Consider the following 18,604-nt stretch of genomic DNA (forward strand, 5'->3'; position numbering starts at 1 on the left):
CCACCGGCGAGCACCCGAACCGACGACCGCAGGCCCGGCCCCGCTGCCACCGTCGCCGCCGCTTTTTCTCCAGGTCACCCGCTTCCCGGCAGACTGACAAGGCCGCACAGCGGACCGGGGCCGCCCCCGTCGGCCGCCGCCACCGGCGAGCACCCGCCCCGGTGGGCGCGGGCCCGACCCCACCGCCGTCCTCGCCGCCGCTTTTCCAGTGAAGACCACCTACAACCCGGCAGACCGACAAGGCCCCACAGCAGGCCCGAGCCGCGCTCCTGCGCCTCCGCCCCCTCTACCGATGGAGAAGACGGCTCAGGAGCGCGCCCCGGTCGTCTCCATGAGCACACGGGCCAGCTCTTGGGGGCGGGAGAACATCGGCCAGTGGCCGGTGTGCATCTCCACCAGGTCCCAGCGTTCTCCTTGCAGCAGCTCGGCCACCTCCGTGCGCGGCTCGGGGCCGTCGAGCAGGCATTTTACGTAGGTCGCCGGCAGCTCGCTCAGGGAGCGCGCCAGCGAGGCAGGCTCGGTCAGCGAGGCGCCCGGGTGCGGCACGGAGCCCGCCACGATCCGTTCGACCTGCTGCTGGCTCAGCCCTTGGCCCTCGAAGTCCTCGGCTATCAGCGGCGCCCAGAAACCGCCGTTGTGCCGGATCGCCGCGGCGGCCATCCCGCCGCCGTCCCACAGGCTGTTCGCGAACGAGCGTCCCTCGACCGGAATCTCGGCGTCGACCAAGACGAGCCGTGCGAGGCGCGCGCCGATCCGCTCGGCGGCCATGGCCACCGGGATGCCCGAGTAGCTGTGCCCTACCAGCACCGCTTCCTTCAGGCCGCGGTCCTCCACCGCACGCACGACGTCCTGCACGTGCGTCTCCAGGCCGACGGCGTCGTGCTCCCCGTCGGCGCGGCCGTCGTCCTCGCCGACGAGGCCGGTAAGCGTCACGGGGTGGACTCCGTGTCCGGCGGTGCGCAGCCGCGGCACCACCTCGTCCCACGCCCACGCGCCCAGCCAGGCGCCGGGTACAAGCACGAAATCAGCCATGGAGCCACGGTAGTCGCGGCCCCGCGGCGCGACCACCGCCCGCCGGCTCGCGGGTCGAAGACGACCCGCTGCGCCGCTATCGCCGGGCAACGGAGCGGCGGATCGCCGCGATCAGCTCCGGCCAGGTGGCCGCCCGCTCAGCCCACTCCGGAAGCTCGTCCGGGGCCTCGGCGTCGCCGCCTCCGCCGGTGAACAGGTAGCGGCCCGGCACCGTGCCGAGGTGGCGCAGCACGTCCAGCCGGTCGTCGACGAAGTCGGTGATCCCCAGCCGCCGGCACACCGGCGCCTTGTCGGCGCGCTCCAACACGAAGTGCAGGTTGGTCTCGGGCACTCCGGTGCGTCCGGTGAACGCGTGCAGGGACAGCCACCGGCGGGTGCGGTCGGCCGTAGCGAGCTTGGCCTTGGAGACCAGGTGGACGCGTCCCTGGAACGGGTCGGCGGCCAGTACCGCGATCGCCTCGAAGGCCCCTTCGACCGCCGGAGTGCGCATCGGCGTCTCGCCGAAGAACGAGGTGTCGTGGTCCTCGGCCACCCGGTCGATGATCACGCCGCCGACGTCCACGCCGAGCACCGGCGGCCGGCCTGCCGCCCGAACCTCGTCGGGCCGCTCCGCCCGGCCTCCGTGCGCTGCCACCCGTCCTCCTCTTCGCCCGCGTTCCCGCCGCCCCTGCCTGCGGCGGTCCGCGGCCCGGCGCAGCCGCCGGGTCTGCCGCCGACGGCACGGTCCTGTTCCGCTGTCTCCGATGATCGCCGACGGCGGCAGGGCCGCGCCACAACGCCGCCGCGCCCCGTTCACGTCCGCGGTACCGCTCCTACCGGGCGCGGCACGGGCCGGCGTTCCCGGTCACGCCGGGACGTCGAGCTTCTCCTCGCTGATGACGATGCCGTCGTCGTCGCTGTAGAGCCAGGTCTCGGGGGCGAAGACCACGTTGCCGAACGCCACGGGGGAGTCCAGCAGCCCGGCACCGGTCTTGGCGGACTTGCGCGGGTTCGACCCCAGCGCCTTGATACCGAGGTCGAGCGTCGCCAATTCGGCGACGTCGCGCACCGCCCCGTTGACCACGACGCCCGCCCAGCCGTTCTCCCGGGCCGCCTTCGCGACCAGGTCGCCCATCAGCGCCGTGCGCAGCGATCCGCCCCCGTCGACCACCAGCACCCAGCCCTCACCGGGCTGGCTGAGCTGCTCCTTGATCAGCGCGTTGTCCTCGTGGCACTTGACGGTGGCGATCGGCCCGTGGAAGGCGGTGCGCGCACCGAACTGGCGGAACTGCGTCTCGCAGCTGGCCAGCGCGTCGCCGTGCGCGTCGATCAGGTCGGCGGTGGCGAAGACCTCGGTCATCAGACGTCCTTTGCGGTTCGAACAGCCGGTGCCGTCACAACCTACTGATGAGGCGGCCGGGGACCGAACCTGGGGCGCCTTCGGATCGGGGCGGGTGCCGCGGCGTGCCGTTCGCCGGAGCCTCAGGTCAGGTGGGCGCGCAGCACCGCGGACAGCGCGGTGCGCTCGACGCAGTTCTCGAAGCGGAACGACGCCGCGAGCCGCTCGGCCTCGTCGGGCCCGACTCCCGCGAAGGCGCGGCCGAAGCGCTCCGCGAGCGGTTCCGACAGCAGGGTGTGCCGGACGAGCCCGGCGACGTACTGCCTGCGGCCCCACGGGTAGGGGTCGAAGTCGGGGAACTCGCGGTCGAACACCTCGTCGACCGGGTCCAGGATCGCGCGCACGCCCGCGTCCGAGCCGCCCCAGGAGTCGGTGCCGAGCCGGTGCTTGGCCTCCAGCACATCAGAGATGCGATCCAGGTAGGGGCTGTCGGGGCGGGCGTGGACCAGCCCTTGCAGCCCGATGTCCTTGTAGGTCCACAGCGACCAGCTGGCGCCGTGCTCGCGGTAGATGTCGAGCTGGTCGGCCAGCAGTCTGAGCCGCCACTCCTCCAGCGGCCGGTCGGTGGGGTAGACGGGGCCGAACTCGCCGATCCACACCGGGGTGCCGGTGCGCCGCATGTACTCGGTGCGGCGCAGGAAGGTCTTCTCCAGCACGCCGCGGTCGACGTACTCGCCGCGGGTGACGCCCGGATAGCCCGTCCCGCTCGCGATCCCCGGCAGCGCGTAGTCGTGGGTGGAGTAGACGGTGTTGGGCAGCGGCTCGGTGAACGCGCTGAAGTCGGTGGCGTAGCGGTTGCCGTCCAGGAAGAGGATGTGCCGGTCGTCGACGGCGCGGATCGCGCGTTCCAACCGCTGGTAGAAGGGGCCGATGAGCTCGCCCGAGGGGTCGGCGGGCTCGTTCACCGGGTTGTAGCCGGCGACCTCGGGGCGGTCGCGGTAGCGGTCGGCGATCGCCTCCCACAGCCACACAGCGCGGTCCTGGAATTGGCGGTGCTGCCAGAACGCGGCGATATGGGTCGGGTTGTCGCTGTGCCAGTGCTGGTTCTGGCAGCCCGGCAGCGCGTGCAGGTCGATGATCGAGTAGATGCCGTGGCGGGCCAGTTCCGCGATGACGCGGTCGAGGTGGGCGAAGCCCTCCTCCCGGAGCCGGAACGGGGCCAGGTCGTCCTCGAAGTGCCGGTAGTTCACCGGGATGCGCACCGAGTCGAATCCGAGCGAGGCCAGGTGGGCGGCGTCCGCCTCGGCGAAGAACCCGCTCAGGAACGTGTCGAAGAAGCGCGCGTAGCCCTCCTCGCCGAGCGCTCGGCGCAGGGCGTCACGGTGCTGCTGCTCCGTACCGGGATAACCGGTGATGAAGTTCTCCATGTTGAGCCAGCCGCCGATGCCGACGCCGTGCAGAGTCACCGTCGACCCGCCTTCGTCGACGAGACGCGGTCCGTCGACCCGCAACCAGGGCAGCTCCGCCATGCCGTCCTCCCCTTCTGTAACCGGTTACCCTAACTTAGGCCGAACTGCGGCCTGCCGTCCACGGTCGGGTGGGGAGGACGCGGTGCGGAGTCGGCGGAAGAGGACTGGTCCCGGAGGTGGCACGCAGTGCCTGTGACGATGCGCGATGTGGCCCGGCGTGCCGGGGTCTCGGTCAAGACCGTGTCCAACGTGGTCAACGAGTTTCCGCATGTCAGCCCGGCAACGAGGGATCGGGTGCTCGCCGCGATCTCCGATCTCGGCTACCAGATGAACTTCTCGGCGCGGAATCTGAGCCTGGGCCGCACCGGGATGATCACGCTCGCGGTACCGGAGATGCGCCTGCCCTACTTCGCCGAGCTGGCCGACGAGGTGATCGTGGCGGCGGCCGAACGCGGCTACACCGTGCTGGTCGAGCGGACCGGGGGTGTCCGCGACCGGGAGTTGGAGGCGCTGACCAGCGACCGCCGCCGGATGACCGACGGGCTGATCTTCTCGCCGCTGGGCCTGCGCCCCGCCGACGCGCACCGGCTGGAGGTGGACTATCCGCTGGTCCTGCTCGGCGAGCGCGCGCTGCACGGCAGTGTGCACCACGTGGCGATGGGCAACGTCGCCGGCGCGCGGGCGGCCACCGAGCACCTGCTTCAGCGGGGGCGGCGGCGCATCGCGGTCATCGGCTCCTACGACGAACGCGGCGCCGGAGCGGGTTCGCTGCGCACGCAGGGATTCACGGGGGCGCTCGCCGACGCCGGGATCGAGCACGACCCGCGGCGCACGGGCGAGGCGCTGGAGTGGACGCGCACCACGGGGGCCGAGGCCATGCGCAGGGTGCTCGACAGCGGCGTCGAGGTGGACGCCGTCTACGGGCTGAACGACGTTCTGGCGCTCGGTGCGATGCGCGTGCTGTTCGAGCGCGGCCTGCGGGTGCCCGAGGACGTCGCCGTGGCCGGCTTCGACGACATCGAGGACGGGCGCTTCTCCGCCCCGAGTCTGACGACCGTGCAGCCCGGCCGGGACGAGATCGCGCGCACCGCCGTCTGGCTGCTGGTGGACCGCATAACCCGCGGCCTGAGCGCGGGTTCCAACGGGCGTGAGCTGGTCGTTGCGCCCGAGCTCATGGTGCGCGAGTCCACCGGCGGCGAGACGCTCCCGGCCTGAGTCCGTCGCAGCGGACCGTTCCTGCGGGTATTGACCGCAGGCTGACTCCGTGCTCCAATTTCTACCGGTGTAAATGTGTGTTGCACGCCACACCGCCTGCGCAAGCGAGGTGGAGGGGCGGGCGGCGCGCACGGCACTCTCGGCGACCGCACCGGCCTGACGAGGGAGTACAGCTCATGCGGCAACTACCAGCCACCGGTAGGCGGATTTACCGCCACCGGACGACCTTTCGCCTGGCGGCGGCCCTGGCGGGCACCGCCATGCTCGCCACAGCCTGCGGGGGCGGCTCGGCAGACGACGGCCCGGTGACCATCCGGTTCTCCTGGTGGGGCAACGAGGAGCGCGCGAGGATCACCAACCAGGCGGTCGACGCCTTCGAGGAGGCCAACCCCGGAATCCGGGTCGAAACGGAGTCGATCGACTTCGAGTCCTATTTCGACCGCCTGTCCACCTCCGTCGCGGCCGGAGACGAGCCCGACGTGATCACCATGGGGGGCGCCTACCCCCGCGAGTACGCCGAGCGGGACGTGCTGCTGGACCTCTCCGAGGTCTCCGAGCAGCTGGACCTGGGCGCACTCGACGAGCAAGCGCTCTCCAACGGCGAGTTCGACGGCAGCAGCTACGGCGTGCCCACCGGCGTGAACACCTTCGCCGTGATCGCCAACCCGGCCGTCTTCGAGGAGGCCGGGGTCGAACTCCCCGATGACGACGCGTGGAGCTGGGCGGACTACGCCGACATCGCCGAGGAGATCTCCTCGGCCACCTCCGGCGACACCTACGGCTCCGAGGACCCCACCCAGCCCGACACGCTGGACCTCTACGCCAACCAGCGGACCGGCCTGGGCCTGTACTCGCCCGAGGGCGGGGTCGCCGTCGAGCAGGGCACCGTCACGCAGTGGTTCGAACTGACCACCGGAATGGCCGACGCCGGCGCGACCCCCTCCGCGAGCATGACCGCCGAACTGGCCGCCCAGGCGGCACCCGAGCAGACGCTGCTCGGCCAGGGCAGGGCGGGCATGAAGCTCGCCTGGTCCAACCAGCTCGCCGCGTTCCGAGAGGGCTCCGGCGACGACCTCGTCCTGCTCCGCGCCCCCGGCGAAACCACCGCCCAGGGCACCGGCATGTGGCTGCAGGCGTCGCAGCTGTACACGATCAGCCGCCGCAGCGAACACCCCGAGGCGGCGGCCAAGCTCGTCGACTTCCTCGTCAACGACCCGGCGGCGGCCGAGTTCATCAAGTCCGACCGGGGAATCCCGGCCAATCCCGAGATCCGTGCGCACCTGGAAGGCGACCTGACCGACAGCCAGAAGGTCGAGTTCGCGTTCGTGGACCGGATGAGCGGGCTCGTCGACGGCGACTTCGTCATCGGTCCGACGGGCTCCACCGAGTCGGTCGACCTGCTGCAGAGGACCAACGAGTCGGTGCTCTTCGGGCGGCAGAGCCCGGCCGAAGGCGCGGAGCAGTTCGTCACGGGACTCACCGATGCCGTCTCCTGACGCGGCAGCGCATCCGGCCGGCGGGAGCGCCCCCGGCGTCTCCGCCGGCCGGATCGACCGCAGATCGCTCGTCGAGCGCCACCGGGTCGAGGCGGCCGGAATCGACCCGGGCTCGGCGCTGTCGGTGGGCAACGGCGAACTGTGCCTGACGGTGGACGCGACCGGACTGCAGACGTTCCCCGAGCACTACCCCGTGGCCGACCCGGCGAGTACGGCTCCCGGGACGCTGCTGGGCACGCAGTCCCAGTGGGGATGGCACAGCACGCCCCGCCCCGACAGCGCCGACCTCGCCCGCGCGGTGCGGCCCTACCGCACCGCGCGGGGCGACGTGGGCTACGTCGACGCCCCGCCGATGGACGGTTCCGACGACTCCGCCCTCGACGAGGGGAGCCGGTGGCTGCGGGCCAACCCGCACCGGCTGGACCTGGCCCGCATCGGCCTGGTGCTGCCCGCGGCCCGCGGCCACCGCGCGCCGCGGGCCGGCGAGCTGGGGCGGTGCCACCAGGTCCTGGACCTGTGGACCGGGGTGATCCGCAGCGAGTTCGCCCTCGGGGACCGGTCGCTGCGGGTCCACACGGCCTGCCATCCCGGCGAGGACACCGTCGCGTTCCGCATCGAGCGGACCTCGGGCGAGCCCGGATCCGGAGTCCGGATCGCCTTCCCCTACGGCTCGCAGTCGTGGAGCGGCGCAGCCGACTGGTCCAGCCCCGGCGCCCACGCCGACGACGTCGAGCGGCGGCCCGACGGCGTCCTCGTGCGGCGGCGCTTCGACGGAGCGCCCGACCCCCTCTACCGCGTGCGGGTGCGGGTCTCGCCGCAGGCCGCCGTCGCCCGCTCGGGCGAGCACGAGCTCGTCGTCACCACCGACGCGGAGGTGCTCGACGTAGCGGTGACCTTCGCCGAGGGCGCGGGCGCCGATCCGGCGGGATCGGCGGCGGATGCGGTGTTCGCGGCCAGCCGGGAGCACTGGCCCCGGTTCTGGGAGCGCGGGGCGGCGCTCGACCTCGCCGGCAGCACCGACCCGCGCGCGGCCGAACTGGAACGCCGGGCGGTGCTGTCGCAGTACCTCACCGCGATCCAGTGCGCGGGCTCCCTGCCGCCGCAGGAGACCGGACTCACCTGCAACAGCTGGCGCGGCCGGTTCCACCTGGAGATGCACTGGTGGCACGCGGCACACTTCCCCTTGTGGGGGAGGCCGGAGCTGCTGCTGCGGAGCATGGGTTTCTACCGGCGGATCCTGCCCCGAGCCCGGCACACGGCCGCGGTGCAGGGGTACAGCGGCGCCCGTTGGCCCAAGCAGGTGGGGCCCGAGGGCAGGGAGAGCCCGAGCGCGATCGGACCGTTCCTCCTCTGGCAGCAGCCGCACGTCATCCACCTCGCCGAACTGCTGCGCCGAGCCGGCGCGGAGCCGGGTGAGTTCGCCGAGCTCGTCGAGCAGACGGCGCACTTCATGGCCGACTTCGCGGAGCCGACCGCCGAGGGCTTCTCCCTCGGCCCGCCGCTGGTCCCGGCACAGGAGTCCTACGCCGACCTCCGCGACCGGGCGCACGACCCGCCGTTCGAGCTGGCCTATTGGGCGTGGGCGCTGGGCGTCGCCCAGACATGGCGGACACGTTCCGGGGCGGCGCGCGAACCGCACTGGGACGAGGTGCGCACCGGGATGCGCCGCCCGCTGGTGCGCGACGGCCGCTACGCCGCGATCCCCGTCGAGCCGTTCACGGTGCGCACCGACCACCCGTCCATGGTCTACGCGCTCGGACCGGTGCCCGCCGGCGACGTCGCCGACCCCGAGGTGGTCCGGGCAACCCTGCACGACGTGCTCGCCGACTGGGACTGGGAGAGCGCGTGGGGCTGGGACTTCCCGGCTCTGGCCATGGCGGCGGCCCGGTTGGGCGAACCGGACACGGCGGTCGACGTGCTGCTGCTCGACACCCCGAAGAACCGCCACCTGCCCAACGGCCACAACCGCCAGCACGCCGCCCTCCCGCTCTACCTGCCCGGCAACGGCGGCCTGCTGGCCGCGCTGGCGCTGATGGCCGGGGGGTTCGACGGCGACGGCGGGGCGGCGTCACCCGGGTTCCCCCGCGACGGGGCCTGGACGGTGCGGCACGAGGGCTTCGTGCGCTCGCCGTGACGCCGGACCGCGCGGCGCGAGTGGACCCGCAGAGGACGACACCCGATGAGCCTAGGAGAGGTATGACCGAGAACCGGCGGTACGCAGTGGTCGGCACGGGGGCGCGTGCGCAGTTCTTCATCGCCGCACTGGCAGGTGAGTACGCGGACGTCGCCGAACTGGCCGCCTGGTGCGAACCCAACCCGGCCCGGATGGACCACGCGGACAGCCTCGTGGCCGCGCACCGGCCCGGCGCGCGGCCGCCCGCGCGCTACGGCCCCGACGACCTTGAACGCATGATCGCCGACGAGCGGGTGGACACCGTCGTGGTGACCAGCCCCGACTGGACCCACGCCGACATGGTCGCGCGGGCCATGCGGGCCGGAGCCGACGTCGTGCTGGAGAAACCGCTGACCACCTCGGTCGCCGGGTGCCGGACCATCTCCGCGGCCGCCGCCGAGTCCGGCCGGTCGCTGGTGCTGACGTTCAACTACCGTTACTCGCCGCGCAACGCGGCGCTCAAGGAGGTGCTGGCGTCCGGCGCGATCGGCGAAATCACCTCCGTGCATTTCGAATGGGCGCTGGACACGATGCACGGCGCCGACTACTTCCGCCGCTGGCACCGGGACAAGGGCCGCTCGGCCGGACTGGCCGTGCACAAGGCCAGCCACCACTTCGACCTGGTGAACTGGTGGCTCGCGGACACCCCCGGCTGGGTGTTCGCCTCCGGTGGCCTGCGCTTCTACGGCGACGAGAACGCCCGCGCCCGCGGGCTGGGCGAGCGTCCCGAGCGCGGAACGGTCGACCCGCCCAGCACCGATCCCTTCGCGCTCGACCTGCGCGACGACGCGGTGCTGCGCTCGCTCTACTGGGACGCCGAGGCCAACGACGGCTACCTGCGCGACCGCGACGTCTTCTCCTCGGGCATCACCATCGAGGACAACGTCGCCGCCCTCGTCGGCTACGGCGGCGGCGCCGTACTGACCTACTCGCTCAACGCGCACAGCCCCTGGGAGGGCTACCGCGTGGCGGTGAACGGCACCGCCGGGCGGGCCGAGCTCGACGTCGTCGAACGCAGCGCCGTGCTGCCCGGACCGGACGGCAGGTTCGTACTGGACGCCAGTTCCGTCGCCGACACGGCCGACAGCGACGGCCGCCGCCGGGGTTCGCGGCTGACCGTGCAGCGGCACTGGGAGCGGGCCCGGCCGGTGCCGATCGAAGAGGACGATGCCGGCGGCCACGGCGGCGGCGACGCCCTGCTGCTGCAGGACGTGTTCGGCACCCCTGCGCCGGATCCGCTGGGCAGGCGGGCCGAGTACCGTGACGGCCTCGCCTCGGTCGCCGTGGGCCTGGCCGCCAACGCGTCGATGGACTCCGGACTGCCCGTGCGCATCGCCGAACTGGGCCTGCCCCCGCTGTCGGCGGCCTCGGCGGCCACGGACACGCCACGGGAGGGGATGCACCATGTCGGCGATCGGTGAACTCGCCTCGATGCAGCGCACCAAGGCGGCGCGCACCCGGACCAGCCCGGCCGAACAGGGCGACAACCGGGCCGCGCTGGTGTTCCTGGCGCCGTGGTTCGTGGGCCTCGCCCTGATCACCGTCGGCCCGATCACGGCCTCGCTGTACCTGTCGTTCACCGACTACAGCCTGCTGGACGCGCCCGAATGGACCGGGCTGGACAACTACATCGCGATGGCGAACGACCCGCGGCTGTTCACCTCGCTGCGGGTGACCTTCACCTACGTGTTCGTCTCGGTCCCGCTGCAGTTGGCGGCTGCGCTGGGGCTCGCGCTGTTCCTCGACCGCGGGCTGCGCGGCCTGCCGATCTACCGGTCGGTGTTCTACCTGCCGTCGCTGCTGGGTGCGAGCGTGGCGGTCGCCATCCTGTGGCGGCGGATCTTCGGCAACGCGGGGCTGATCAACCAGCTCCTGGGAATGATCGGCTTCGAGAACGCCCCCGGCTGGATCGCCCACCCCGACTACGCGCTGGGCACGCTGATCGTGTTCAACGTGTGGACGTTCGGCTCGCCGATGGTGATCTTCCTGGCCGGGCTGCGCCAGATCCCGAACGACCTCTACGAGGCGTCCGCCATCGACGGGGCGGGCAAGCTGCGCCAGTTCCGCTCCGTCACCATTCCGCTGCTGACCCCGATCATCTTCTTCAACCTGGTCCTGCAGATCATCTTCGCCTTCCAGGCGTTCACGCAGGCCTTCGTCGTCAGCGGAGGAACGGGCGGACCGATCGACTCGACGCTGTTCTACACGCTGTACCTGTACGAGGAGGGCTTCGCCAACCTCCACATGGGCTACGCGTCGGCGATGGCCTGGCTGCTGCTGGTGATCATCGCGGCGCTCACCGCGGTCAACTTCTTCGCCTCGAAGTACTGGGTTTTCTACAATGACTGAACGCGAACTGCTCGGAGCAGACACCCGGGAACCGCAGCGTGCCGAGCCTGCGCCGACCGCCCCCGCCGCTTCGGCGCCGCCCGGGTCGGCGTTGGCGCCTGAGGCCGGACCGCGCCACAGAGCCGACTGGCCCTACCTCCTGCGCCGCACCGCCAAGCACGCCGTACTGATCGCCGCCGGCCTCGTGATGATCTACCCGCTGCTGTGGATGGTCGCGAGCTCCTTCAAACCCAATGCGCTGATCTTCCGCGACCCCTCGCTGATTCCCAGCGAACTCGACCTCACCAACTACACGGCGGGCTGGACCGCCCTGACGCACCCCTTCACCCACTACCTGATGAACTCGTTCGTCATCGTGGCCGGCGCGGTGCTGGGCAACCTCGTCTCGTGCTCGATGGCCGCCTACGCCTTCGCCCGGCTCAACTTCCGCGGCCGCAAGCTGTGGTTCGCGGTCATGCTGATGTCGATCATGCTGCCGATCCACGTGGTGATCGTGCCGCAGTACATCCTGTTCTCGCAGCTGGACTGGATCAACACCTACCTGCCGCTGGTGGTGCCCAAGCTGCTGGCCACGGACGCGTTCTTCATCTTCCTGATGGTGCAGTTCTTCCGCGGCATCCCGCGGGACCTGACCGAGGCGGCGCACATCGACGGAGCCGGGCACGGCCGCATCTTCCTGCAGATCATGCTGCCGCTGTCCACCCCGGCCCTGGCCACCACCGCGATCTTCACCTTCATCTGGACCTGGAACGACTTCTTCAGCCAACTCATCTTCCTCACCGACCCCGAGATGTACACGGTTCCGGTCGCACTGCGGACCTTCGTCGACTCCACATCAGACAGCTCCTGGGGCTCGCTGATGGCGATGTCGGTGGTCTCGCTGGTCCCGATCTTCCTGCTGTTCCTGTTCGGCCAGCGCTACCTCGTGCGCGGCATCGCCACGACCGGCCTGAAATAGGGCAGGGAAGCACCCCCTCGGCAGCGGCCGCGGGCACGCCCGCGGCGCCCCTGCGGCCGCCCGAGGCGTGCCCGGTCGGCGGGCGGCTCCTGCCACACTTGGGTACGTGGGTACACGAGAGACTTCCGCCGAGCTTTTCCAGCGAGCGAGCGCCGTCGTCCCCGGCGCGGTGAACTCGCCCGTCCGCGCGTTCGGGGCCGTGGGGGGAACACCTCCGTTCATGGCATCGGGCCGGGGCCCCTACCTCACCGACGTCGACGGCAACACCTACGTCGACCTGATCTGCTCCTGGGGGCCGCTGATCCTGGGCCACGCCCACCCCGCGGTCGTCGAGGCGCTGACCGAGGCCGCGGCCAAGGGCACCTCCTACGGCACCCCGACCGCGGGCGAGGTGGAGCTGTCCGAGGAGATCGCCGCGCGCACCCCCGTCGAGCGGGTCCGGCTGGTCAACTCCGGCACCGAGGCGACCATGTCGGCGATCCGGGTGGCACGCGCCGCCACGGGCCGCGGCAAGGTGGTGAAGTTCGCCGGCAACTACCACGGTCACGTCGACGCGCTGCTGGCTTCCGCGGGCTCGGGCGTGGCCACCTTCGCGCTGCCCGACTCCCCGGGCGTCACCGGAGCGAGCGCCGCCGACACCATCGTGCTGCCCTACAACGACGCGGCCGCCGTCGAGCGGGTCTTCGCCGAGGAGGGTGAGGACATCGCCTGCGTCATCGCCGAAGCCTGCCCGGCCAACATGGGCGTCGTGCCGCCCGCGGACGGCTTCAACGCGAAGCTGAAGGAGATCGCCGCGGCGAACGGCTCGCTGCTGGTGCTCGACGAGGTGCTGACCGGGTTCCGCGTCAGCCGCTCGGGCTGGTACGGGCTGGAAGGCGTAGTGCCCGACCTGGTGACCTACGGCAAGGTCATGGGCGGCGGGCTGCCCGCGGCCGCGTTCGGCGGCCGTGCGGAGCTGATGGAGCTGCTCGCTCCGGCCGGGCCCGTCTACCAGGCGGGCACGCTCTCCGGAAATCCGCTTGCCACCGCGGCCGGGTTGGCGACGCTGCGCAACGCCACCGACGACGTATACGCGCGCATCGACGCGGCCGCCGACCAGGTCGCGAGCGCCGTGGAGCGCGAGCTGACCGCCGCCGGAGTGGAGCACCGCGTCCAGCGCGGCGGCAGCCTGTTCACCGTCTTCTTCACCGGCGATGAGGTCACCGACTTCGACGGAGCGCGGGCGCAGCACCTCGACCGCTTCGCCGCGTTCTTCAACGCCATGCTCGACCAGGGGGTCCACCTGCCCCCGGCGGCCTTCGAGGCGTGGTTCCTCTCGGCCGCCCACGACGACGCCGCGGTCGACCGCATCGTGAGTGCGCTGCCCCGGGCCGCCCGCGCAGCGGCGCAGGTCTAGCCGGACGTCGACGAGAGCTTTCCGTGCCGGCTGCGGGCCGTGCAGGTCCCCCTCGGGGCCCCGTCTGCGGGGTCCCGACGGATTCCTCGGGAGCACCTTCGCCGTATCCGCGGGTGCTCCCACAGCCCCCGTCAACGATCTCGGGCGCGCCGCCCCGCGGCGCGCCCCGCGGTGAACGCGCTGCGAGCGGCGGTCGATAGATTGGACTCCGGCACCCGGCCCGGCGACGCCGGTTCCGTACTCGCCTGACGGGCGCATCGGCGCCGCGGGCGAGCCGTGCCCGTCATCCGCCCAAGCGCCGCCCCGCATCGATCGGAAGGGAATCGGTCGCCCGCACATGAGTACGACCACCGTTGTGCATCTGCTCAGGCACGGTGAAGTCCACAACCCGGACGGGATCCTCTACGGCCGGCTGCCGGAGTTCCACCTGAGCGAAAACGGCGCGGAGATGGCCGCGCTGGCCGCGGACTGGTTCGCCGGGCGCGACATCGCCGCGCTGTACTCCTCACCGCTGGACCGCGCCAAGGAGACCGCCGGGGCGGTCGCGGACGAGTTCGGGCTGGCGGTCCGGTTCGACGAGCGGCTGATCGAGGCCGGCAACACGTTCCAGGGCATGAGCCTCTCCTCGCGGTCGGTGCGCGACCCGCAGGTACTGCGTCGGCTGTACAACCCGTTCCGGCCCTCATGGGGCGAGCCCTACTCGCGCATCGTGGCGCGCATGGTCGACGCCATCAAGGTGGTGCGCAAGGAGGCGTGGGGGCGCGAGGCCGTCTGCGTCAGCCACCAGTTGCCCATCTGGATGGCCCGCCGCGCGGCCGAGCAGAAGCGCCTGTGGCACCGCCCCGACCGCCGGCAGTGCAACCTCGCCAGCGTGACCTCGCTGACCTTCGAAGACCAGAAGCTCGTCAGCGTGGGCTACACCGAGCCCGCCGCCGCGCTCTACCGCGGGAAGGGTCCGCTCGTTCCCGGCGCCTGAGCGGCGCGCCGCGCCGCTCAGGCGCCGGGCGGGCCCTCGGGAATTCGGGCGGACGCTCGGGCGTTACCGAGTCCGGAGAGTGGACGGCGCCGCCCGCAGCGGTGGCGTCGACCGCGCGGACGGTGTGACTGCCGACTCCCTGCGCCGAGCGCATTGCGCTACGCGGTAGGCTGGTCGTTCGGGTGCGGCGTCTCCTACCGGCGCGCGTTCCAGCGCGCCCCGCCCAAGGACGGGACGGATCCCGCCGCATTCAATCCGCCGGTACCGCACGCGCGCTGCCCGTTGTGCAGCGGGCATAGCCGTGCCGCCGTGTCATCAGGTCCGCAGGCGAAGAGGTGAGCCGCATGGGTTCCGTCATCAAGAAGCGCCGCAAGCGCATGGCGAAGAAGAAGCACCGCAAGCTCCTGAAGAGGACCCGCGTCGCGCGCCGCAACAAGAAGTAGCCGACACTTCGGCAGCAGAGGCCGGTCCCTCCGCGGACACCGGGTGCTGCGGAGGCCCTCGCGGCCCCGCGGTCCTTCGGTCGCCGCGGATACCCCCTCTTTCGGCAACACCCCCTCGACTCGTGGAGGCGTGTCTGATGGGCCGCGTCGTACTGGTAACCGGGGTCTCCCGCTATCTGGGGGCCCGCGTGGCCGAGGCCATGGCCGGCGAGGCCGGCGTGGACCGCGTCGTGGGGGTCGACACCGCGCCGCCGCGCCACCCGCTGGGGCCCGTCGAGCATGTCGCGGCCGATCTGCACGGCGGCAACCTGGCGCAGGCGGTGGCCGACTCCGGTGCCGACACCGTGCTCCACCTGGGACTGACGCCCGCCGACAGCCACGCGCCCGGCCGCGCCGCGGCCGCGAACGGCCACATTCTGGGCACGATGCAGCTGCTGTCGGGCTGCCAGCGCTCCCCGGCCGTCGAGCGCCTGGTGGTGCGCTCCAGCGCCGCCGTCTACGGCCAGTCCGTGCACGACCCGCTGCTGTGCACCGAGGACCGCGCGGCCCGCAGCATGCCGCGCTCCGCCTACGCGCACAACGCCGCCGAGGTGGAGGAGCACACCGCTCTGCTGGCCCGGCGCCGCCCCGACCTGTCGGTGGCCGTGCTGCGCTTCGCCAGCTTCATCGGCCCCTCCGTCGACACCCCCCTGACCCGCTACCTGGGTCTGCGCCTGGTGCCCACGGTCCGCGGATACGACCCCCGCATGCAGTTCATCCACGAGGACGACGGCGTCGAAGCCGTCCGGCGGATGGCGCTGACCGACGGCGTCGGCGTGTTCAACGTTGCCGGGTCGGGGTCGCTCCCGCTTTCGCAGTGCCTGCGCCGAGTGGGCCGGCGCCGCTTCGCGGTGCCCGAGCGAGGACTGCGCGTCTTCGGCGGTCTCGCCCGCCGCGCGGATCTCGACTACTCGCCCGACCAGCTGCGGCTGCTGTGCTCGGACCGCGTGCTGGACTTCAGCAAGCTGGAGCGGGTGCTGGGCTGGTCGCCTGCCTACACGTCCCAGGAGGCGTTCGAGTCCTATCTGACCGAGCGCTCCGGCGGCCACCGGGGGCACGGCGCCGCCCGCAGGCACCGGCATCGGCCGCGTCCCGCGCTGGGCGCCTGAGCCGTTCGCAGGGCGCATGGCGCGCCCGGCGCCGGTGCGGCCCGGTGTCGGCGGCCGAGTCGTCGAAACCGGCCCGCGGCCTCCTATCGGCGGCGGTGGCGCCGCCGCAGCACGCTCATCGCCAGACCGCCGGCGACGGCTCCGGCGGCCGCCGCGGGTAGGCCAACCCGCAGGGCCGCGCGGTGCGTGCGGAACTCGTGAACCGGCCAGCCCCGAGTGAGGGCGTGGTCGCGCAGCGCGTCGTCGGGGTTGACCGCGTTGGGACGGCCGACCGCGCGCAGCAGCGGCAGATCGTTGCTGGAGTCGCTGTAGGCGGTGCAGTCGGCCAGGTCCACGCCCTCGTGGCGGGCCAGCGACTCCACGGCCGCCGCCTTGGCCGGCCCGTGCAACAGGTCGCCCACCAGGCGGCCGGTGTAGACGCCGTCCACGGTTTCCGCGACGGTACCCAGCGCGCCGTCCAGCCCCAGGCGGCGCTTGATGATGTCGGCCAGCTCCACGGGTGTCGCGGTGACCAGCCAGACGCGCTCACCGGCTTTGAGGTGGCGGTCGACCAGGCGCCGCGTGCCCTCCCAGATGCGGTCGGACATCGAATCGTCGTAGATGTCCTCGCACAGATTCACCAGGTCGTTGACGTCGTGTCCGGCGACGAAGGCGAGCGCGGCCTCACGTGCCGCGTCGATCTGCTGCGACTGCTCGGTGCCGCTGACACGGAAGACCAACTGCCCCCAGGCGAAGCGCATCAGGTCACGCGTGGTGAACAGGTCGCGCGCGGCCAGCCCGCGGGCGAAGTGGTAGATCGACGCGCCGCGCATCAGGGTGTTGTCGACGTCGAAGAACGCGATGGGCGCGCCGTCGCGCGCCGCGGCGGCGGTGGCGCCCGCCGGAACCGGCGGGGTGCGGGTGCCGCCGGCCCGGCCGCCGCCCTGGCGGGCTTCGGCCGCGGCCGCCGACGCTTCCCCGGCGAGGGCGGCGCGGCCACGGTCGTCTCGACGGAGATAGCGCCACATGCCTCCGAGCCTAAGACCCGCGCACGCACGGCCGGACACCGTGCGGGAACCGCGATATGTCCGGTGAGGTAACTCACATGTTAAACACCTGATTCCGCGCATATGGAGGTGAGTGGGACAAATCTGGCGGAGATTCCTACGCGTGCGTTCACGATCGGCCCTTCGAGTGCACCATCATTAGCGGGATGGTCGAGGTTGGACTGGCATTCGTCTGCGCCCTGGTGGCATGGAGCACCACCGCGGCGCTGGTCGCCCGCGGCACCAGGAGTCCGCGGCTCTTCACGGCTGCCTGGGCGGGCGCGGCGGCCGCCCTCGCCGTCGCGCTCAGCACCGCCTTCCCCGGTGCGCTGCTCGGCTTCTCCGAGGCGACCTTCCGGGTGCTGCAGATCGGGATCGGGCTGCTGGCGCCGCTGCTGACCGCGTGGGGCGCCGTGGAGTACGCCGTGAAATCCCCGCGGGCGCGCTTCGGCACCCGCCTGGTCGTGACCACACTGGGCGTGGTGCCGCTGGTGGTGCTCGTGATGGACCGGCTGCGCGGCCGATTCGACAACGGTTACCCCGTCATGCGCGAGCATTACGACACCATCCCGGCCCTGGCGCTCGGGATGGTGCACCTCTTCGCCGGGGTCGCGCTGGTCGCCTGCGCGGTCGCGGCGGCTCGGCGGATGGGCGATCGGCCGCGGGTGTCCAAGCACGAGTTGACGGTGCTCGCGCTGATGGCCCTCTCGGTGCTGCTGGAGGTCGTCGTCAGCCGCTTCGGCCTGGGTATTCTCGGGCAATTGCTGATGGTCGGCGCGCTCGCGGCGCTGTGGGTCGGATTCCTGCGGGCCGTCGATCCCCCGCGCGAGCGCCAGAGCCGCCGCGCTGGCCGGGGACGCTCCCGCTCGGACCGCGGCGGCTACGACGACGAGCGCGACGGCGCCGACGACGACGAGGAGGACGCTGTGTGGGGCAGGCGCCGCAGGCGCGAACGCGACGACTTCGACGATTACGACGACTACGGGGACTACGACGACTACGGCGGCCATGACGCCCCGGACGAGGGCCGTGCCCCGGCTGCGGGGCGCGGATCCGCTGCGCCGTCGCGCCCGCAGCGGCTGCTCGGAGTGATCACCATCTACACCCTCGCCGACGGCCGTAGCGAGGCGTTCGACGAGGCAGCCGAGGACGTCGTCGACGAGGTCGCCCGGCGCGAGCCCGACACCCTGCTCTTCGCCTGCCATACGGTGCCCAGCGCCCCCTCGCAGCGCATCGTCTACGCCCTCTACCGCGACGAGTTGGCGATGGAGGAGCACGAGCAGCAGCCGCACGTGCTGGAGTTCGGCCGGCGCAGTGCGGGCGCGATCGTGGCCACCAACGTGATCGAGCTCTCGCTCTCCGGTGCTTCGGCGACCGACAACCTAGCCAGCATGCTGATGCCGCGCTAACCTCTTCTTCGGCGCGCGGCCGGTGCCGTCCCCGCGGCGCCCCGTCGGCCGGGGCGGGTCGCCCGCCTGGGTACTCCGTCAGAGTTCGCTGGGATATTCCACCGGAACCGGGCACCGCGAAACGGGTGAAGTACCCTGCCATCAAGTACCGAGCTTGAGCGCCCTCCGACGCCGCCGTGGCGTGCCCGCCGGCCGGA

General features: G+C 72.2%; 16 protein-coding genes. 11 read left to right on the forward strand and 5 right to left on the reverse strand.

The genetic code is table 11. The annotated features are described in order from the left end of the window. Positions 1–306: 306 nt before the first annotated feature. The 4 genes from EKD16_RS01650 to EKD16_RS01665 form a co-directional block, all read right to left on the reverse strand. The gene (locus EKD16_RS01650; protein WP_131096751.1) at positions 307–1,032 is read right to left on the reverse strand and encodes an alpha/beta fold hydrolase; all 726 of its coding nucleotides are present in this window, start codon (positions 1,030–1,032) and stop codon (positions 307–309) included. 76 nt (positions 1,033–1,108) lie between these two features. Next, a complete protein-coding gene (locus EKD16_RS01655) occupies positions 1,109–1,666 on the reverse strand; it encodes a hypothetical protein (protein WP_242677192.1) in 558 nt (185 codons plus the stop codon). Between the two features lie 210 nt (positions 1,667–1,876). Next, a complete protein-coding gene (rraA, locus tag EKD16_RS01660; RefSeq protein ID WP_131096752.1) occupies positions 1,877–2,371 on the reverse strand; it encodes a ribonuclease E activity regulator RraA in 495 nt (164 codons plus the stop codon). 122 nt (positions 2,372–2,493) lie between these two features. Next, entirely contained in the window at positions 2,494–3,879 is a 1,386-nt protein-coding gene (locus EKD16_RS01665) for a glycoside hydrolase family 5 protein (RefSeq protein WP_131096753.1), read from the reverse strand. Between the two features lie 126 nt (positions 3,880–4,005). Here EKD16_RS01665 and EKD16_RS01670 point away from each other — a divergent pair, with 126 nt between their 5' ends. The 10 genes from EKD16_RS01670 (at position 4,006) to EKD16_RS01715 (ending at position 15,973) form a co-directional block, all read left to right on the forward strand. Continuing rightward, a complete protein-coding gene (locus tag EKD16_RS01670; RefSeq protein ID WP_207391405.1) occupies positions 4,006–5,034 on the forward strand; it encodes a LacI family DNA-binding transcriptional regulator in 1,029 nt (342 codons plus the stop codon). A 176-nt stretch (positions 5,035–5,210) separates the two neighbouring features. Next, on the forward strand, positions 5,211–6,530 hold the full coding sequence (locus tag EKD16_RS01675; protein ID WP_207391406.1) for an ABC transporter substrate-binding protein: 1,320 nt from the start codon (positions 5,211–5,213) through the stop codon (positions 6,528–6,530). Beyond that, positions 6,517–8,664: a hypothetical protein gene (locus tag EKD16_RS01680; RefSeq protein ID WP_207391407.1), complete on the forward strand. Its 2,148-nt coding sequence runs from the start codon at positions 6,517–6,519 to the stop codon at positions 8,662–8,664. The genes EKD16_RS01675 and EKD16_RS01680 overlap by 14 nt, the downstream gene beginning before the upstream one ends. Before the next feature lie 62 nt (positions 8,665–8,726). Continuing rightward, entirely contained in the window at positions 8,727–10,124 is a 1,398-nt protein-coding gene (locus tag EKD16_RS01685) for a Gfo/Idh/MocA family protein (protein ID WP_131096754.1), read from the forward strand. A gap of 10 nt (positions 10,125–10,134) precedes the next feature. Then, positions 10,135–11,052, forward strand: coding sequence for a carbohydrate ABC transporter permease (locus EKD16_RS01690; RefSeq protein ID WP_242677369.1), 918 nt, complete (start codon positions 10,135–10,137; stop codon positions 11,050–11,052). Between the two features lie 187 nt (positions 11,053–11,239). Further along, positions 11,240–12,010: a carbohydrate ABC transporter permease gene (locus EKD16_RS01695; protein ID WP_242677370.1), complete on the forward strand. Its 771-nt coding sequence runs from the start codon at positions 11,240–11,242 to the stop codon at positions 12,008–12,010. 106 nt (positions 12,011–12,116) lie between these two features. Beyond that, complete coding sequence (gene hemL / locus EKD16_RS01700) at positions 12,117–13,406, forward strand: glutamate-1-semialdehyde 2,1-aminomutase (RefSeq protein WP_131096757.1); 1,290 nt, start codon at positions 12,117–12,119, stop codon at positions 13,404–13,406. Between the two features lie 337 nt (positions 13,407–13,743). After that, positions 13,744–14,382, forward strand: a complete 639-nt coding sequence (locus tag EKD16_RS01705; protein WP_131096758.1) for a histidine phosphatase family protein — start codon at positions 13,744–13,746, stop codon at positions 14,380–14,382. A 344-nt stretch (positions 14,383–14,726) separates the two neighbouring features. After that, entirely contained in the window at positions 14,727–14,825 is a 99-nt protein-coding gene (locus EKD16_RS01710; RefSeq protein ID WP_013155353.1) for a 30S ribosomal protein bS22, read from the forward strand. A 137-nt stretch (positions 14,826–14,962) separates the two neighbouring features. Further along, positions 14,963–15,973, forward strand: a complete 1,011-nt coding sequence (locus EKD16_RS01715; protein ID WP_131096759.1) for an NAD-dependent epimerase/dehydratase family protein — start codon at positions 14,963–14,965, stop codon at positions 15,971–15,973. An 83-nt stretch (positions 15,974–16,056) separates the two neighbouring features. Here the strand turns inward: EKD16_RS01715 and EKD16_RS01720 are convergent, their stop codons facing one another. Further along, entirely contained in the window at positions 16,057–16,980 is a 924-nt protein-coding gene (locus EKD16_RS01720; protein ID WP_131096760.1) for an HAD family hydrolase, read from the reverse strand. 185 nt (positions 16,981–17,165) lie between these two features. Between EKD16_RS01720 and EKD16_RS01725 the strand changes: the two genes are divergently transcribed. Then, a complete protein-coding gene (locus tag EKD16_RS01725; RefSeq protein WP_131096761.1) occupies positions 17,166–18,407 on the forward strand; it encodes a putative quinol monooxygenase in 1,242 nt (413 codons plus the stop codon). The last annotated feature ends 197 nt before the right edge of the window (positions 18,408–18,604 follow it).

Source organism: Streptomonospora litoralis (genome assembly GCF_004323735.1).
Classification (GTDB): domain Bacteria; phylum Actinomycetota; class Actinomycetes; order Streptosporangiales; family Streptosporangiaceae; genus Streptomonospora; species Streptomonospora litoralis.